11 protein-coding genes are annotated in these 15,553 nt (G+C 61.7%); 5 read left to right on the forward strand and 6 right to left on the reverse strand.

Annotation, left to right across the window (positions count from 1 at the left end):
- Positions 1 to 40 precede the first annotated feature (40 nt).
- From ACYQ12_RS04380 to ACYQ12_RS04395, 4 genes are all read right to left on the reverse strand, one after another.
- On the reverse strand, positions 41 to 3,994 hold the full coding sequence (locus ACYQ12_RS04380; protein WP_459868270.1) for a hybrid sensor histidine kinase/response regulator: 3,954 nt from the start codon (positions 3,992 to 3,994) through the stop codon (positions 41 to 43).
- Positions 3,995 to 4,105: 111 nt separating this feature from the next.
- Positions 4,106 to 4,621, reverse strand: a complete 516-nt coding sequence (locus tag ACYQ12_RS04385) for a hypothetical protein (protein WP_459868273.1) — start codon at positions 4,619 to 4,621, stop codon at positions 4,106 to 4,108.
- A gap of 94 nt (positions 4,622 to 4,715) precedes the next feature.
- Complete coding sequence (locus ACYQ12_RS04390) at positions 4,716 to 6,497, reverse strand: sodium:solute symporter family protein (RefSeq protein ID WP_459868276.1); 1,782 nt, start codon at positions 6,495 to 6,497, stop codon at positions 4,716 to 4,718.
- A gap of 3 nt (positions 6,498 to 6,500) precedes the next feature.
- Positions 6,501 to 6,761 carry a DUF4212 domain-containing protein gene (locus tag ACYQ12_RS04395; protein WP_459868279.1) on the reverse strand — a complete coding sequence of 87 codons (261 nt, stop codon included), beginning with the start codon at positions 6,759 to 6,761 and terminating at the stop codon, positions 6,501 to 6,503.
- An 862-nt stretch (positions 6,762 to 7,623) separates the two neighbouring features.
- Here ACYQ12_RS04395 and ACYQ12_RS04400 point away from each other — a divergent pair.
- The 3 genes from ACYQ12_RS04400 (at position 7,624) to ACYQ12_RS04410 (ending at position 10,380) form a co-directional block, all read left to right on the forward strand.
- The gene (locus ACYQ12_RS04400) at positions 7,624 to 9,438 is read left to right on the forward strand and encodes a putative nucleotidyltransferase substrate binding domain-containing protein (RefSeq protein WP_459874463.1); all 1,815 of its coding nucleotides are present in this window, start codon (positions 7,624 to 7,626) and stop codon (positions 9,436 to 9,438) included.
- Between the two features lie 39 nt (positions 9,439 to 9,477).
- Positions 9,478 to 10,095 carry a 3'-5' exonuclease gene (locus ACYQ12_RS04405; RefSeq protein ID WP_459868282.1) on the forward strand — a complete coding sequence of 206 codons (618 nt, stop codon included), beginning with the start codon at positions 9,478 to 9,480 and terminating at the stop codon, positions 10,093 to 10,095.
- A gap of 63 nt (positions 10,096 to 10,158) precedes the next feature.
- Positions 10,159 to 10,380, forward strand: a complete 222-nt coding sequence (locus ACYQ12_RS04410; RefSeq protein WP_459868285.1) for a hypothetical protein — start codon at positions 10,159 to 10,161, stop codon at positions 10,378 to 10,380.
- Between the two features lie 23 nt (positions 10,381 to 10,403).
- Here the strand turns inward: ACYQ12_RS04410 and norR are convergent, their stop codons facing one another.
- Positions 10,404 to 11,966 (reverse strand): nitric oxide reductase transcriptional regulator NorR, encoded by a 1,563-nt coding sequence (norR, locus tag ACYQ12_RS04415; RefSeq protein ID WP_459868288.1) that lies wholly within the window; start codon positions 11,964 to 11,966, stop codon positions 10,404 to 10,406.
- Between the two features lie 199 nt (positions 11,967 to 12,165).
- Here norR and hmpA point away from each other — a divergent pair, with 199 nt between their 5' ends.
- Together hmpA and ACYQ12_RS04425 are read left to right on the forward strand one after the other, a co-directional pair.
- Positions 12,166 to 13,341 (forward strand): NO-inducible flavohemoprotein, encoded by a 1,176-nt coding sequence (gene hmpA / locus ACYQ12_RS04420; RefSeq protein WP_459868291.1) that lies wholly within the window; start codon positions 12,166 to 12,168, stop codon positions 13,339 to 13,341.
- 203 nt (positions 13,342 to 13,544) lie between these two features.
- Positions 13,545 to 13,934, forward strand: a complete 390-nt coding sequence (locus ACYQ12_RS04425) for a SirB2 family protein (protein WP_459868294.1) — start codon at positions 13,545 to 13,547, stop codon at positions 13,932 to 13,934.
- 145 nt (positions 13,935 to 14,079) lie between these two features.
- Here ACYQ12_RS04425 and hemN read toward each other — a convergent pair whose 3' ends face one another.
- Positions 14,080 to 15,471 carry an oxygen-independent coproporphyrinogen III oxidase gene (gene hemN / locus ACYQ12_RS04430; protein ID WP_459868296.1) on the reverse strand — a complete coding sequence of 464 codons (1,392 nt, stop codon included), beginning with the start codon at positions 15,469 to 15,471 and terminating at the stop codon, positions 14,080 to 14,082.
- Positions 15,472 to 15,553 lie beyond the last annotated feature (82 nt).

Genomic DNA, 15,553 nt, shown 5'->3' on the forward strand with positions numbered 1-15,553 from the left:
CACTAGCGGGCCGCATTCAAAAAGGCCGCATCCGCTGGGTTCACGGCGTCTGACGCATTGCCCGGCTAGCCTGCAGGGTTCGGGTCAGCAGTGCTCGCAGTGCCGCAGGACGTACCGGCTTGAGAAGCAGATGATAGCCGCCCCGGCGAACCTCCTCGGCGACCTCGTCGGTACGATCGGCGGTGATCACGATACCCGGCACCGGCCCCTGGCAGAGCTCCTCGAGCGCTTCGAGCGCCATCATGCCGGTGATCTCGTTGTCGAGGTGATAGTCGGCGAGAATGGCCTCGGGATCGCCGTCGAGATGGCGCAGCACCGACTTGGCTCCACCGATGGTCGTGGCCGTGAACACCTCGCATCCCCAGCCACTGAGCATGGCCTTCATGCCCTCGAGGATCAGCGTCTCGTTGTCGATGCAAAGGATGCGGGTGCCGGCCAGCTTGTTGCCGGCCCGTCGCGCGGGGGCGTCCTCGGGCTTCTGCTCGATGGCCTGGGCGTGCACGATGGGCACCGAGACCGCAAACACCGTCCCCACGCCGACCCATGAGCGCACCTTGATCGGGTGATCGAGCACACGGCTCATGCGCTCGGCAATGGAGAGTCCCAGCCCCAGCCCCTTTTCACTCTCCTTGTGGCGCGAGGCCTGATCGAGGCGGCGGAATTCCTGAAAGATCTCGGTGAGCTTGGACTCGGGAATCCCCGGGCCGGTGTCCCACACCTCGATGGACAGGCGTTCGCCCTGACGTCGGCAGCCGAGCAGCACCCGGCCCTGCTGGGTGTAGCGGATGGCGTTGGACAGGAAATTCTGCACGATGCGCCGCAGCATCTGGGCATCGCTGTCGACCCAGGCCCGGGTCGACACCACGTCCATGTCGAGACCACGGTCCTCGGCCATGACTTCGAACTCGGCACGCAGCGGCCGGAAGATGTCGGCCAGAGCGAAATGCGCGCGCCGTGGCGTCAGGGCGCCGGCATCCAGCTTGGAGATGTCGAGCAGTGTGCCGAGCAGTTCTTCTGCGGCCTGCAGGGAATTGTCGATGTGGCCAATGGTGCGCTTCAGATCATCGGCATCGACCTGCTGGGATAGCGCCGAGGTGAACAGGCGTGCGGCGTTGAGAGGCTGCAGCAGGTCGTGGCTGGCCGCGGCCAGAAAGCGGGTCTTCGAGGTATTGGCGTCCTCGGCGAGCTGCTTGGCCTGGCGCAGGGCCTGTTCGGCCTCGGCACGGACGCGGTTTTCCTGACGCAGCGCGGCGTTGGCCTCGGACAATGCCTGGGTGCGCTCGCGCACCCGTTCCTCGAGATTCTCGTTGGTCTCGCGCAGGGCGATCTCCGCCAGGCGCCGCTCGGTGATGTCCTGATAGAGGGCGAAGAAGCCGAGAATGCCGCCGGCGTCGCTGAAGTGCGGCGTATAGGTGACCAGCATGTAGCGTGTACCGCCGTCGCCGTCGTCGAGCGAGATTTCGAAGCTGACCCGTTCGCCGGCGAGCGCCCGGTGCATCCAGGGAGCCCTCTCCCGGGCGATCTGACGGGGCATGACGCTGTCGACGCTTTCGCCGATCACCGCGTTGCGGTCGATGCCCATGGCGGCTTCGTAGGCGCGGTTGGTGAAGAGGTAGCGACACTCCTTGTCGAAATAGGCGATCAGTGCCGGCACGTTATCGGTGTAGATACGGATATTGTTCTCGGAGCGGATCAACGCCTCTTCGGTACGCTTCTGCTGGGTGATGTCCTGATAGGTGTAGACGAAACCACCGCCGGGCATGGGATTGCCCTGAACGTCGAGCACGCTGTCGTCCTGGCGGTAGCGCACGTAGCGGTGCGGCTGCCCCTGACGGATGTTCTCGAGCAGCAGGTCGACGTGTTCCTCCGGGTCGCCGGGGCCGTACTCGCCATTGTGGGCGTTGTAGCGGAAGATCTTGTCGATCGGTGCCCCGACGCGAATGAGATTGTCCGGGAAACGGAACAGCTCCAGATAGCGCTGGTTCCACACCACCAGGCGCATGTTCTGGTCGACCACGCTGATACCCTGATTGATGTTCTCGATGGTCGCCTGGAGCAGGGCGCGGTTGAATTCGAGCACCTGCGAGGCTTCGTCGACGATGGAGATGACGTCGGAGATGCCGATGCCGCGGCCCTGCAGGGCGGAGTTGACCACGATACGTGCCGAGGAGGCACCGAGCACGGAGGCCAGGAAGCGCTCGGTGAACTGGATCACGTCGATGGAGGCGCGGGTGTTGTCATCGAGCGTCGTGCCGTTGCGTCTGGCGTAGTCATCGAAGGCTCTCGAGACCTGCCCCGCTCCGAGAAAACGCTGGCAGAGTACCTTGAGGTCACCCACCGTGGTGGCGCCGGTCCAGGGCCGGTTCACCGAGGTCTGGCGGGTCTCGATGCTGTCGACGAACAGCGAGGCCTGAATGCGTTCGACCACCCGCTGCGAGGTGATCTGCGACACGAAGATGTAGCAGAACAGGTTGAGGCCCAGCGAGAGCATCACGCCGTGGGTGAAGGGGTCGCCGACGTTGAGACCGAACAGCTGCGTGGGCGAGAGCCAGGCGATGTCCCACGGGCCGCCGAGCAGCCAGGAGGGCGCCAGCAGCCCCGCCTTGACCAGGGCCGGCAGCAGGAGAGTATAGGCCCACACCGCGAAGCCCGCGTTCATGCCGACGATGACACCGAGGCGATTGCCGCGCTTCCAGTACAGGCCGCCGAGCAGGGCGGGGGCGAACTGAGCCGCGGCGGCAAACGACAGCATGCCGGTGGAGGCCAGCGAACTGTACTCGGCGATCAGCCGGTAGAAACCGTAGGCCAGGGTGAGGATGACGACGATGGTCAGCCGTCGTGCGCGCAGCACCAGCCTGCCGTAGTCGCGGGGCTGGGTATCGAACCAGCGCAGGCGGAACAGCAGGGGAATCACGAGTTCGTTGGAGATCATGATCGACACTGCGACCGCCGCCAGGATCACCATGCCGGTGGCGGCCGAGAAGCCACCGATGAAGGTCAGTAGCGTCAGCCATTCGTGGCCGCTGACCAAGGGCAGCATCAGGACGAAGGTGTCGGGCTCCACCGAGCCGTCGGGAAACAGGGTCAGGCCGGCAGCGGCAATCGGCAGCACGAAGAAGCCGAACGCCAGCAGGTAGAGGGGAAACAGCCAGCGGGCCCGGGCGGCATCGTCGGGATGAATGTTCTCCACCACGGCGACATGGAACTGTCGGGGCAGACAGAAGATGGCCAGCATGGCGAGCAGGGTCTGGGCCCAGAACCCTTGGCCGAAATCCTGCTCGGCAAGCTGACGTTGCAATTGCAGGAAGGTGTCGGCGCGTCCGAACAGATCGCCGATACCGTCGAACAGACCCCAGGTGACGAAGACGCCCAGCACGAGAAAGGCCAACAGCTTGACCAGCGACTCGAAGGCGATGGCGTGAATCAGTCCTTCATGATGCTCCGTGGCGTCGGTGTGCCGGGTACCGAAGAGAATCGCGAACAACGCCATGACTACCGCCACGTAGAAGGCGGTGTCGCCGAACAGTGGGGCACGGGTCATGTCGGAAGTGGCGGTCAGCACCTGAAAAGCCGAGGACACGGCTTTCAACTGCAGGGCGATGTAGGGCAGAGTGCCGATCAGCGCGACCAGGCTGGCAAACACGGCCAGTGCCTGGGTCTTGCCGTAGCGTGAAGCGATGAAATCGGCGATGGAGGTGACATTCTGGCGTTTGGCGACGCGGATCATCTTCGCCAGTACCGGCCAGAACAGCAGGAAGGTCAGCAGTGGACCGACGAAGATGCTGGCGAACGACCAGCCCGAGGTTGCAGCCTGCCCCACGGCCCCGTAGAAGGTCCATGACGTGCAATACACTGCCAGCGCCAGGCTATAGACGATCGGACGTCGACGCGCCATGCCGTGACGCTGGGCGCGACGATCGCCGCGCCAGGCAATGGCGAAGAGCATGGCGATGTACGCAAGGGATACAACGATGAGCAGCCAACCCTGAAACATAATCTTCTCCTGCAGTGCAGCCCCATTCTAGGGGAATGCCGACCGCGAGGGCAGCCATGAACCTGCCTGCGGGCATGAAACCCGGGAGCAGGTTGCTGGCAGGAGAGAACGTTACGCGTTGGTGCAGATCGCCTGGAACAGCGGGGCCGAACTCTCGACACGGTGCAGTTGCGCATAGCGTGGCTGCCCGTCGTCCTCGGCGAGGGGCACCATTTCCCGGGCGCTGCAATTCAGCAGGTAGGCCTGGTGGGAGATATGGTCGGTGTGCTGGCGCTCGAAACGGTACAGGATAAACTCGACGAGGTGATCCTCACCGGCCTTGCGAGTGACGAGATTGTTCTGGTCGATGACGTTGAAGGCGATGGTCAGAGGGAAGAGATAGGTCCATGGTCGCCAGAACATGTGATGGGCTTCCGTGGAAACGACCTGGGCCGATTCCGGCAACTGGGCCCGCTTGTGGTCGAACCAGCTGTATTCGTAGTGAATCTGGTAGCCGAGTATCCCCAGGCCGCCCAAGGCTGGAATGATCCAGCGGGGCAGACGCTTGCCACTGAGCTGTCGCAGAATCAGCCCGACCCCGGCAGCCCCCAGACCGGCAGCCAAGGCGGCGATCAATTGCCAAATCATACAATGCCTTCCTAACGAAATCGGGCTTCCCGCTGGGAAGCCCGACGTGGTGTGGACCCATGACCCGGACCTGCCGGGTCATGGGTATTATGGCTTAGTGGTCGATGGCACCACCAGCTCCTTTGGGGTAGCGCACGCTTTCCACCAGATCCTGGATCTCCTGCGGCGGCTCTTCGGTCGCATTGGAGACGAGGTAGGCCACGGCGAAGTTGAGGATGGCACCCACGGCACCGATGGAGAGCGGGGAAATGCCCAGCATCCAGCTGTCCGGGGTATCCGGCAGGTTGTTGGTGCCCGGGATGAAGAACCAGCCCTTGTAGATGAAGATGTAGACCAGGGTGAAGATCAGGCCGACGAGCATGCCGGTGATGGCGCCCTTGTTGTTCACCCGCTTGGAGAAGATCCCCATCATCAGCACCGGGAACAGCGAGGCGGCAGCGATACCGAAGGCCAGTGCCACGACCTGGGCGGCGAACCCGGGGGGATTGGCTCCGAGGTAAGTGGCCACGACGATGGCGACGGACATCGATATCCTGGCGGCCAGGAGCTCGCCCTTTTCGGTGATTCTGGGATTGATCGCCCCCTTGATCAGGTCATGGCTGATGGCCGAGGAGATGGCCAGCAGCAGGCCGGCTGCGGTGGACAGGGCCGCGGCCAGGCCGCCCGCGGCGATCAGGCCGACAACCCAGCCAGGCAGGTTGGCGATTTCGGGGTTGGCCAGGACCAGAATGTCATTGTTGACTTCCAGTTCGTTGCCTTCCCAGCCGCGCTCGGAGAAGTCGGCGGACCCATTGTAGAACTGGATGTTGCCATCGTTGTTCTTGTCCTGATAAGTGATCAGGCCGGTCTCTTCCCAGGTCCGGATCCACTCGGGACGGTTCTCGTAGGCGATGGGGTTGGCAGCGGCGTCCTCGTAGTTCTCTACCTGACCTGCCATGTCCGGGTAGATGGTGGTCATCAGGTTCAGGCGCGCCATGGAAGCCACGGCCGGTGCGGTCAGATAGAGCAGACCGATGAATACCAGCGCCCAGCCTGCGGACCAGCGTGCGTCGGCAACCTTGGGCACGGTGAAGAAGCGCATGATGACGTGGGGCAGGCCGGCGGTGCCGATCATCAGCGACAGGGTGAACAGCACCATGTTCAGCTTGTTATCCACCATCGCCGTGTAGGCGTTGAAGCCCAGGGCCGTGACCACCTCGTTGAGCTTGGACAGCAGCGGCTCGCCGGACACACTGTGATCGGAGAACAGGCCGAGCGGCGGGATGGGATTGTCGGTCAGTTCCAGAGAGATGAATATCGCCGGAATCGTGTAGGCGATGATCAGCACGATGTACTGGGCCACCTGGGTATAGGTGATCCCTTTCATGCCGCCCAGCACCGAGTAGAAGAACACCACGACGGCGGCAATGATCAGGCCGGTGGTCGCGTCGACTTCCAGAAAGCGCGAGAAGGCCACACCGGCACCGGCCATCTGGCCGATGACGTAGGTGACCGAGGCAATGATCAGGCATACCACTGCCACCATGCGCGCCGGCTTGCTGTAGAAGCGGTCGCCGATGAATTCAGGAACCGTGAACTTGCCGAACTTGCGCAGGTAGGGAGCCAACAGCAAGGCCAACAGGACATACCCGCCGGTCCAGCCCATCAGGAAGGTGGAGTTGGCGTACCCTCCGGCGGCGATGAGACCCGCCATGGAGATGAACGAGGCGGCGGACATCCAGTCGGCCCCGATGGCCATGCCGTTGGTGATGGGATGGACCCCGCCACCCGCGACGTAGAAGTCCTTGGTCGAGCCGGCCTTGGCCCAGATCGCAATGCCGATATAGATGGCAAAGGAGGCCCCGACGAAGAGAACGTTGATCGCAAACTGACTCATGGCTTACTCCTCGAGTCCGAATTTCTTGTCCAATCGATTCATCTTCCAGGCGTAGAAGAAGATCAGAACGATGAAGACGAGGATGGAGCCCTGTTGTGCGAACCAGAATCCCAGGTCCGTGCCGCCGACAGAAATGCCTGACAGCAAGGGGCGTAGCAGGATGGCGCAGCCATAAGACACCAGCGCCCATACGATCAGGCATCCGGTGATCAGGCGGACATTCGCCTTCCAGTAAGCAGCGGCATTGGTTTTGTCTTCTGCCATAGTATTGCTCTCCGCTTGTTTTTAAGTAGGAGTTGCTTCGAGAACAGTTTTGCTCGGCAGGATGCCTGTCGATCGTCCGACAGGCATCCATTCCATTATTGTCATCGGAGTCTGCATTGTTTTGATGACAGGAATTGGCTGTCGCTGTAAAAGTCTCCCTGCTTGTTTTTTTATTGCGCGACTGTTGTTATTTCTCTCATATATGCTTGGATTTCTGACGCTTTATTGCGTGATGTCATCCTTATGCCTCGCAGGCAATATTGGTCAATAAACGAAAAAAATAAAATCCCATACTTTGGTATTGTGGAAAGGTTGTTAAGTGCTGGTTTATGTTTTTTTGTTTTTAAAAACAACAAGATAAATTTGGTTGTTCTCTGAGTGCCGCAAGGAGTGATTTCTGAATAGGACGATGGTATATGCATCGGGGGATAGGACAATGGTCTAACAATTAATCACCTAGAACCTTGGTCTATGTTCAATTGAAAGAAATATGGCTGATATTCTAGCTTTGTCACTGTAAACGACAGAGGAGACATGAAGGAATTCACCGGCAAGTCTGCCGCACTTGTCCCTTGTGAATGTGCCGCTGACTCGAAACTTGATCGACAAGGCATGCCAAGCTTTCTCGTTGCGTATTGGATTCTGTCTGGAAAGCCGGCGAGTGCGGTCCAGACAAGACAAAAGTCGGTGAAAGAACGGAGTTTGCATGAGTAAGTGAGCACCTTGAGCCGATTCAGTGCAGATACTTTTTAGACGGACCGTAAGGTGATCTCCGTATCGATGAAGACCCGCGCGGTAGGATCAATGGCTCGCCTGCTTACGGTTGTCAGCGGGATACAGCCGTCATGACGAGGGCGATATGATGGTCGACATCGATTTTTCACAAGCTCCCTTTTCTCTGCTTGATGAGGCAGGGAGGTCACGGGTCAGGCGCGGGGCCGACCTGGCCTATTTCGATGCCGGGAAGATCATTCTCGATTCCGGCCAGCCCGGCGAGTTCGTCTTTGTCATCCACAAGGGCGAAGTTGCGGAGCTGGATATGTCGGTTCCCGAATCCCAGCGGCGTATCGGTCATTACACCAGCGGCGATATCTTCGGAGCGATCAGCATTCTGAACGGCAAGAGCCGCTATCGCTTCCAGACCGAGCAGGAAAGCCTGTGTTACCTGCTGCCCAAGTCGCTGTTTCTGACGCTATGCGAGGAAGCGCCTTCCTTTGGCGAGTTCTTCCAGCAGCGGCTGGCGGAAAAGACCCGGCGCCTGCTCGAGCGCCGTGCCGAAGGTGGCGTCACCATGGCCGGCTTCATGCTGGCACGCATCACCGAGTGCATGCGTGAGCCGTTGATGGCCACGCCCGAGACGACGCTGGCCGAGGCCGCGGCGCTGCTCAATACCCATCATGCTGATAGCCTGCTGGTAAGCGATGGTAAACGCTGCGGCATGGTCACCAAGACCGATCTGCTCAATGCCGCCGTCATCGAGGGAGTGCCGACGGCATCGCCGGTTCTCGGCATCGCCCACTTCGAACTGATCTCGGCGCGTGCCGGGGCCTACCTGTTCGAGGCGCTGATCAGCATGACCCGCCACGAGGTGGCCCGCGTCGTGGTCATGGAGGAAGGCCGGGTGCTGGGCGTGGTCGAGCTTACCGATGTGCTGAGCTTCTTCTCGAGTCGCGCCTATGTGGTCGGTCTGCAGCTCGAGCAGGCCGAGACCCTGGATGAGTTGGCGCAAGCCAGCGCTCGGCTGCCGGAGCTGATACGGGGACTCATGGCCCAAGGCGTCAAGCTGCGCTTCGCCATGGAGCTGATGGCGGCCCTGAACGGACGTATCATGTCCAAGGCATTTCAGTTCGTCGTGCCGGAGCCTTGCCAGTCGCAGAGCTGTCTGCTGGTGATGGGTAGCGAAGGCCGCGGAGAGCAGATCCTCAAGACCGATCAGGACAATGCGCTGATCCTTCCCGACGGCAGTGACTGGCCTGACGTCGCCGAGACGATGCCACGCCTGACCGAAGCGCTGCTGACGCTGGGGTATCCGCCCTGTCCCGGCAACATCATGGTCTCCAATCCCGACTGGGTAGCCACCGAGTCGGCATGGCGCGGCAAGGTTGCACGCTGGGCCTCGAGACGCGACGGCGCTTCGCTGATGAATCTCGCCATCATGCTCGACGCCCATGCGGTGGCCGGCAACGTCGCCCTGCTCGACGGGCTGCGTGAACATCTCTTCGAGCATTGTTCGGGGGATGAGCTGTTTCTGTCGCAATTCGCACGTGCGGCGTTGCGTTTCTCCACGCCGCTGACCATGTTCGGCTCCGTGAAGCGGCCGGAGCATGGCATCGACATCAAGAAAGGCGGGATATTCCCCATCGTGCATGGGGTGCGGACTCTGGTGATGGAGCGACGCATTGCCTCGACCTCGACCTTCGCCCGCCTGAATGCCCTGGTGGCGGATGGTCGGCTCGATGCCGAATTCGCCGAGGATCTGGAAGCCGCCATGTCGCTGTTTGCCGAGCTGCGTCTCAAGCAGCAACTGGCGCAGTTGGATGGGGCGCCCATGGTCGAGCCCAACCGTATCGTGGTACAGCGCCTGTCGTCGCTGGAGCGGGATCTGTTGCGCGAGGCGCTGCACACGGTCAAGGAGTTCAAGCAGCGCCTGTCACATCGCTATCACCTCGAATATTGAGAATCGAGACATCAAGCATCCGGAAGGGAGGAGTGGGCCATGATGCGTACCCTGCGCCGCGCCAGTGATCGTCGCCGTCATGGCAATGGCAGCTACGCGTGGCTGTTCGTGCCTTACGTAGGAGAAGAAATGGTCGCGCTTGACTGCGAGACCACCGGGCTCGACCCCAAGAGCGCCGAGCTGGTGTCGATCGCCGCCGTCAAGCTGCGTGGCGACAGGGTATTGACCAGCGATTCCCTGGATATCCGCTTGCAGCGTCCGGAGGGGCTCGGCGGCGATTCGATCCGTATCCATGGCCTGCGGGGAGTCGATCTGCATGGAGGTGAGGCGCTGGGAGATGCCTTGGCGAAACTGCTGGAGTTCATCGGCAATCGTCCTTTGCTGGGCTGGTGCATCGATTACGACATGGCCGTGATCAACCGCCACCTGCGTCCCCGGTTCGGTTTCGATCTGCCCAACGAGTGTATCGACATTGCCCAGGTCTATGCGAAAGAGATGCGTCGTGCGTGCCCCGAACTGGAACCTCATCTGAGTTTCGAGGCGCTTGCTGCGGCGCTCGACGTGCCTGTCATGGGACGGCATACCGCATTGGGGGACGCCGTGACCACGGCACTGATGTATCTGCATCTGAAAAAGCAGGCGCCCAAGCGTGCGTGATGTATCGCGACAGGCTGCCGTCCGCTGTTTGCTCCGTACGAGAACGAGGAAGGAGACGCCGTCATGGCCGTGTTCGAGAATGTGCTGTTGATGGCCGGGCTGACGGTAGTGGTGCTGGCCTACGTCCTGTACTTGCATCGCACCCAGGACATTCGCGGGGTGCTGATGTTCTGGTCACACCGCCTGGCGCTTACGCCCGTAGAGTTTCGGTTACAGCGCGGCGGTATTGTCCTGATGTTTATAGGCGTGCTGCTGCGTTATCTCTCCATATTGCACCTGTTGTGAGATCGGCGATATACCGGACTGTCTCAGCGCGTCTTGAGCCCCAGGCGTTTCGCCAGGCGGTGCAGATTACTGCGGTCGAGCTGCAGTTGGCGGGCCACGGCGGCCCAGTTGCCGTCGCACTGCGCCAGGGACTGTTCGATCAACTGGCGCTGGAAAGCCTCGGTTGCCTGGCGCAGGTCGGGTGAAGCATGTTGCTGCGCTGGCGGTGGCGGGATTGCCGGCGAGATCGCCGCCGGTGCCGGGACGTGAAGGGCTTCCGCCAGATCGAGATGATGGGCTTCTATGCGCACCACGGTCTGGCGACGAGAACCGGAGGAGTGAGCCTGTTCCGCGACGGCGCGTAACGCGGCGCGTGCCAGGGTGTGCTCCAGTTCGCGTACATTGCCCGGCCAGCGCCATGCCAGTAACCGTGCCTGAGCTTCGGGGGCTAGGCGCAGGTTGGCCAGCCCCAGGCGCACACGATTGTCCTCGAGGAAATGGCCGGCCAGTACCGGCAGGTCCGCGTAACGTTCACGCAGTGGCGGGACACGCAGCGGAAAGGCGTTGAGACGATGGTAAAGATCCTCGCGAAAGCGTCCGGCGGCGACCTCCTCGGCCAGGTCACGATTGGTGAGGGCAATGATGCGTACATCGACCTGTTGGAGCCGCTCGCTACCTAGCGGCTGAATCTCGCCCTCCTGAAGCACCCGCAACAGCTTGGGCTGAAGGGCCATGGGCAGCTCGCCGATTTCATCGAGCATCAGCGTGCCGCCGTCGGCCATGGCGAAATGCCCCCGGTGATCGCGCACCGCGCCGGAAAAGGCACCGCGGCGGTGGCCGAACAGCTCGCTTTCGATCAACTGGGCACTGATGGCTCCGCAGTTGACCCGCACCAGTGGACCGCGGCTGCGGGTGGAGCGGGCATGCAGCGCTCGTGCCACCCGCTCCTTGCCGACACCGGTTTCGCCGTGGATCAGCACACCCAGATTCGTCGTGGCGACCAGATCGATGCTGTTATCGAGTTCACGCATCGCCTGACTCCGCCATGGCAGTGAAGGGCTCGTATGACTGGCGTCGTCCAGCGCTTCGCTCAGTCTAAGGCGTGTCGTGTCCAACTGTTCGGCAAGACGCAGGCAGGTGGCGAGCAGTGCGGCGGAGGCAAGCAGCTCGTCTTCGTCCAGCGCCGTCAGGCTGCCCGGTGTCAGGGCATCCAACGTCAGCATGCCGATCAGGCGCTGGCCGTCGCGTAGAGCCACGCCGACGCAGTCGTGCACTTCGCTCAGGGCCTCATCGAGCAGACCATCGAAAGGGTCGGGCAGGGGGCAGTCCTGGGCGAAGCGGCAGACGCCGGGATGTGCGGCGATCGTCGCCAAGCGCGGATGAGCTTCGAGCGCGAAATGACGGCCCTGAACTTCCTGATCCATGCCGAGTACCGCTACGGGGTGCAATTCACCGTCGATCATGACCAGCAGTGTGCTGGCGTCGGCGGGGTAGTCGCGCACCAGCGCCTGTAGCAGCTCGGCCCAGTAGGGCTGGGCCTGGCTCCAGCGCTGTCCCTCGCTCAGTTGACGCAGCAATCGCTTCAGGGCGATCAGGAATGCGGTCATTTTTACCCTTTGGCAAGCGGTGAGGTCGAATTGACCTCGATAGAGGTGGTCATAACATCACGCAGCGCTTGACGATACAAGCTCGGCAATCGTAACCATCCATGATAATTGATTGAAACATAAGGGGGCGCGGAATATGGCCCGGGTTTTGCGTTGAGTCTGGCGTCATTCACGTCAATTCCTCGCAGAAGGAGACTCCATGCTGACCCCTGACCAGGAACGTATCGTCGCCGCCACCGCTCCGGTGGTGGCCGAACATCTCGACACCATCACCCAGCGTTTCTATCCGTTGATGTTCGAGCGTTATCCCGATGTCAAGGCACTCTTCAACGCCAGTCACCAGGCCAGCGGCGCCCAGCCGCGTGCGCTTGCCGGTGCGGTACTGGCCTATGTGCAACTGCGCCAGGACCCGCGGGACACTCGCAGCCTGCTGGCTCCCATCGTCGGCAAGCATATTGCCCTGAATATCCGCCCCGATCAGTACCCGATCGTCGGCGAATGCCTGCTGTCCGCGGTCGCCGAGGTACTGGGCGATGCCGTGACGCCCGAGGTGGCCGATGCCTGGGGCGCGCTCTATGAAGAACTCGCCGGCCACCTGATCGAACTTGAGGACCGACGCTACTTCGAGTTCGCTTCTCGCCCGGGAGGGTGGCGAGGCCCGCGTGGCTTCCGCATCGCCGAAAGTCACGAGGAGAGCTGCGTGATTCGCTCTTTCGTGCTGACGCCGGAGGACGGCGAGGCGGTGGCGGACTTTACGCCCGGCCAGTATATCGGCGTCAAGCTGGAGATCGATGGCGAACCGGTCTATCGCCACTACAGTCTCTCGGCGTCGCCCAACGGCAAGTCCTATCGCATCTCGGTGCGTCGTGATCCCGAAGGCCGAGCCAGCCGTCATCTACACGACACACAACAGGTCGGCGACCGCCTCGAACTGCTGCCGCCGGCAGGGGAGCTGGTTCTCGACGAGAGCCAGGCACCGGTCGTGCTGATCAGTGGCGGGGTGGGACAGACACCGATACTGCCCCTGGCCCGCCAGGCGTTGAAGGATGGACGGCAGGTCGCCTACCTGCATGCGGCTCTGGACGGTCGGCATCGTGCCTTCGCCGATGAGCTCGCGGCACTGAAGGCGGAGTATCCCGAGCGGTTGACCACGGTCTCGATCTACGAGCGTCCGCAGGCGGAGGATACCCCCAGCCATGCGGGACTCATCACGCCCGAGCTGGTCTCGCTGTATCTCCCCGCCGGTAACCCCGAGGTCTATTTCGTCGGTCCGCAGGGCTTCATGTCATGCATCGACAATGCCCTTGAGGACTTGGGCGTTCCTTCAGCGCAGCGCCACTACGAACATTTCGGTCCGGCTAAGCCGCTGCATTGATTGTCGCTATCTCAAGGCCATCGCTGAGCGCGGGTCGGTGATATATCGCCCCGCGTATCGGTAGCCGTTACAGGCGGCTGGACGGCCGGCGTGACCAAGCATGTAGCGATGCAGAAAAGCGATAACGATCCGCAGTTGGATTCGTCGGGACCGTTGCAGAATACTGTTGGGCGGTACAGGTACAGTAGCCTCGAAGGAACCGCATGGATTACTTTCTGATCAAGCATATTCACATGAGCGCAGCCGCCCTGAGCATTTCGCTGTTCACGCTTAGAGCCTGGTGGTCGGTGCGCGAGTCGCCACGGCTCAACCAGCGTTGGGTGCGCGTGCTGCCGCATCTGATCGATACCGTATTGCTGGCGGCGGGAGTGACGCTGATGTTCATGCTGCATGCCTGGCCCACCCAGCAGCCATGGCTCGCGGCCAAGCTCATCGGGCTGGTGGCCTATATCGGAGTGGGTACCCTGGCGATCAAGCGCGGACGCACGCCGCGCTCGCGGGGGCTGGCGGCGTTACTGGCTATCGCCATCTTCGCCTATATCGTCGGTACGGCCCTGGCGCATCACCCGCTCTCCTGGTGGCGGTTGATCTAATCCCCACCGCCCTTCGTGGGGTGAAAGCGCGATGCAAGGCGCATGCATGCGAGTGCCGGTGTAGAACGCGGGGCGCATTTCTTAATGTCGTTACCGGATGATAGCGGGGCCGTGAATGGCCTCGCTATACGGTCTCGACAGCACATCAGATCACCCGCGAAAAACGCTTTTCCTGCTTCGGCTTCTTGAGGTAGTGGTCGAAGACCATCGCCACGTTGCGCATCAACAGCCGTCCGGCCGGCTTGAGTTCGATGGCGTCACGATGGACCTCGACCAGGCCGTCGGCGATGAAATCGTCGAGCGAGGCCAGCTCCGCGGCGAAGTAGACGTTGAAATCGATATTGTGCTGGCGCTCGATGCTGGCAAAGTCGATGCGATCGTGGCACATCAGCTGGTTGATCACGTCGCGGCGCAGCTCGTCATCCGCATTGAGCTCGTAGCCGCGACATACCGGCAGCTGCCCTGCATCGAGAGCCATGTAGTAAGCCGACAGCTCCTTGAAATTCTGACTGTAACTGGCCCCGACCTTGCCGATCGAGGTCACGCCCAGGCCGATCAGGTCGCAGTCGGCGTGCGTGGAGTAGCCTTGAAAGTTGCGCTGCAGCGTGCCGTTTTGCTGGGCCAGGGTCAGCTCGTCGTCGGGCAGCGCGAAGTGATCCATGCCGATGTAGACGTAGCCGGCCGCCGTCAAGCGTGTGATGGTGAGCTCGAGCAGCTCGAGCTTGCGTTCGGGAGGCGGCATATCCTCGGGACGAATCAGGCGCTGAGCGCGGAATAGCTCCGGCAGGTGAGCATAGTTGTAGACGGCGAGCCGGTCGGGACGCAGGGCGATCACCTTGTCGAGTGTGGCATCGAAGCTGGCCACGGTCTGCTTGGGCAGGCCATAGATCAGGTCCACGCTGACCGAGCGGAAGCGGGATTGCCGGGCAGCGTCGATCAACTCGCGAGTCTGCTGCTCGGTCTGGATACGGTTGACCGCTTTCTGGACTTCCGGATCGAAATCCTGCACGCCGAAGCTGAGCCGGTTGAAGCCGATCTCGGCCAGGGTGGCGATCTGGGTGGGCGTCACCGTGCGCGGATCGACTTCCAGCGAAAACTCCCGATTGTCGCTGTGATCCATGTGGAAATGGCGATCAAGTTCGGCGAACAGCTCACGGAGCTGCTCGCTGGTGAAATAGGTCGGTGTCCCGCCGCCCAGGTGCAACTGCTCGAGCTTGCGACTGCTGTCGAATAGCGGTGCCTGTAGCGCGATTTCACGCTTGAGGTATTCCAGATACTCCACCGCACGCTCAGTCTTGTGCGTGATGATCTTGTTGCAGGCGCAGTAGTAGCAGAGGCTGCGGCAGAATGGCACGTGGACGTAGACCGAGAGCGGCTTGGGATGCGCCATGGCATTGCTGTCCTGTGCGGCGCGGCGATACTCCGATGGCGTGTAGCCGGCATGAAACTGTGGCGCCGTAGGATAGGAGGTGTAGCGTGGGCCGGGCCGGTCGTATTTCTCGAGTAGAGTCCGGTCGAAGCGCAGGGCGGAAGTCATGGTCGTCACCGTTGGTGGAGGAGAAGGCGTGTAATTGTTTTGGAGGCACTATATCGGCTGGTGACGAGAGAGGTGTTGACGT

It is taken from the genome of Halomonas shantousis (genome assembly GCF_054654615.1).

Bases quoted from the DNA above. Each gene is read 5' to 3' on its own strand.
- hemN (WP_459868296.1), bottom strand. From the start codon at position 15,471: ATGACTTCCGCCCTGCGCTTCGACCGGACTCTACTCGAGAAATACGAC.
- ACYQ12_RS04385 (WP_459868273.1), bottom strand. From the start codon at position 4,621: ATGATTTGGCAATTGATCGCCGCCTTGGCTGCCGGTCTGGGGGCTGCC.
- ACYQ12_RS04425 (WP_459868294.1), top strand. From the start codon at position 13,545: ATGGATTACTTTCTGATCAAGCATATTCACATGAGCGCAGCCGCCCTG.
- ACYQ12_RS04395 (WP_459868279.1), bottom strand. From the start codon at position 6,761: ATGGCAGAAGACAAAACCAATGCCGCTGCTTACTGGAAGGCGAATGTC.
- ACYQ12_RS04400 (WP_459874463.1), top strand. From the start codon at position 7,624: ATGGTCGACATCGATTTTTCACAAGCTCCCTTTTCTCTGCTTGATGAG.
- hmpA (WP_459868291.1), top strand. From the start codon at position 12,166: ATGCTGACCCCTGACCAGGAACGTATCGTCGCCGCCACCGCTCCGGTG.
- ACYQ12_RS04410 (WP_459868285.1), top strand. From the start codon at position 10,159: ATGGCCGTGTTCGAGAATGTGCTGTTGATGGCCGGGCTGACGGTAGTG.
- norR (WP_459868288.1), bottom strand. From the start codon at position 11,966: ATGACCGCATTCCTGATCGCCCTGAAGCGATTGCTGCGTCAACTGAGC.
- ACYQ12_RS04390 (WP_459868276.1), bottom strand. From the start codon at position 6,497: ATGAGTCAGTTTGCGATCAACGTTCTCTTCGTCGGGGCCTCCTTTGCC.
- ACYQ12_RS04405 (WP_459868282.1), top strand. From the start codon at position 9,478: ATGATGCGTACCCTGCGCCGCGCCAGTGATCGTCGCCGTCATGGCAAT.
- ACYQ12_RS04380 (WP_459868270.1), bottom strand. From the start codon at position 3,994: ATGTTTCAGGGTTGGCTGCTCATCGTTGTATCCCTTGCGTACATCGCC.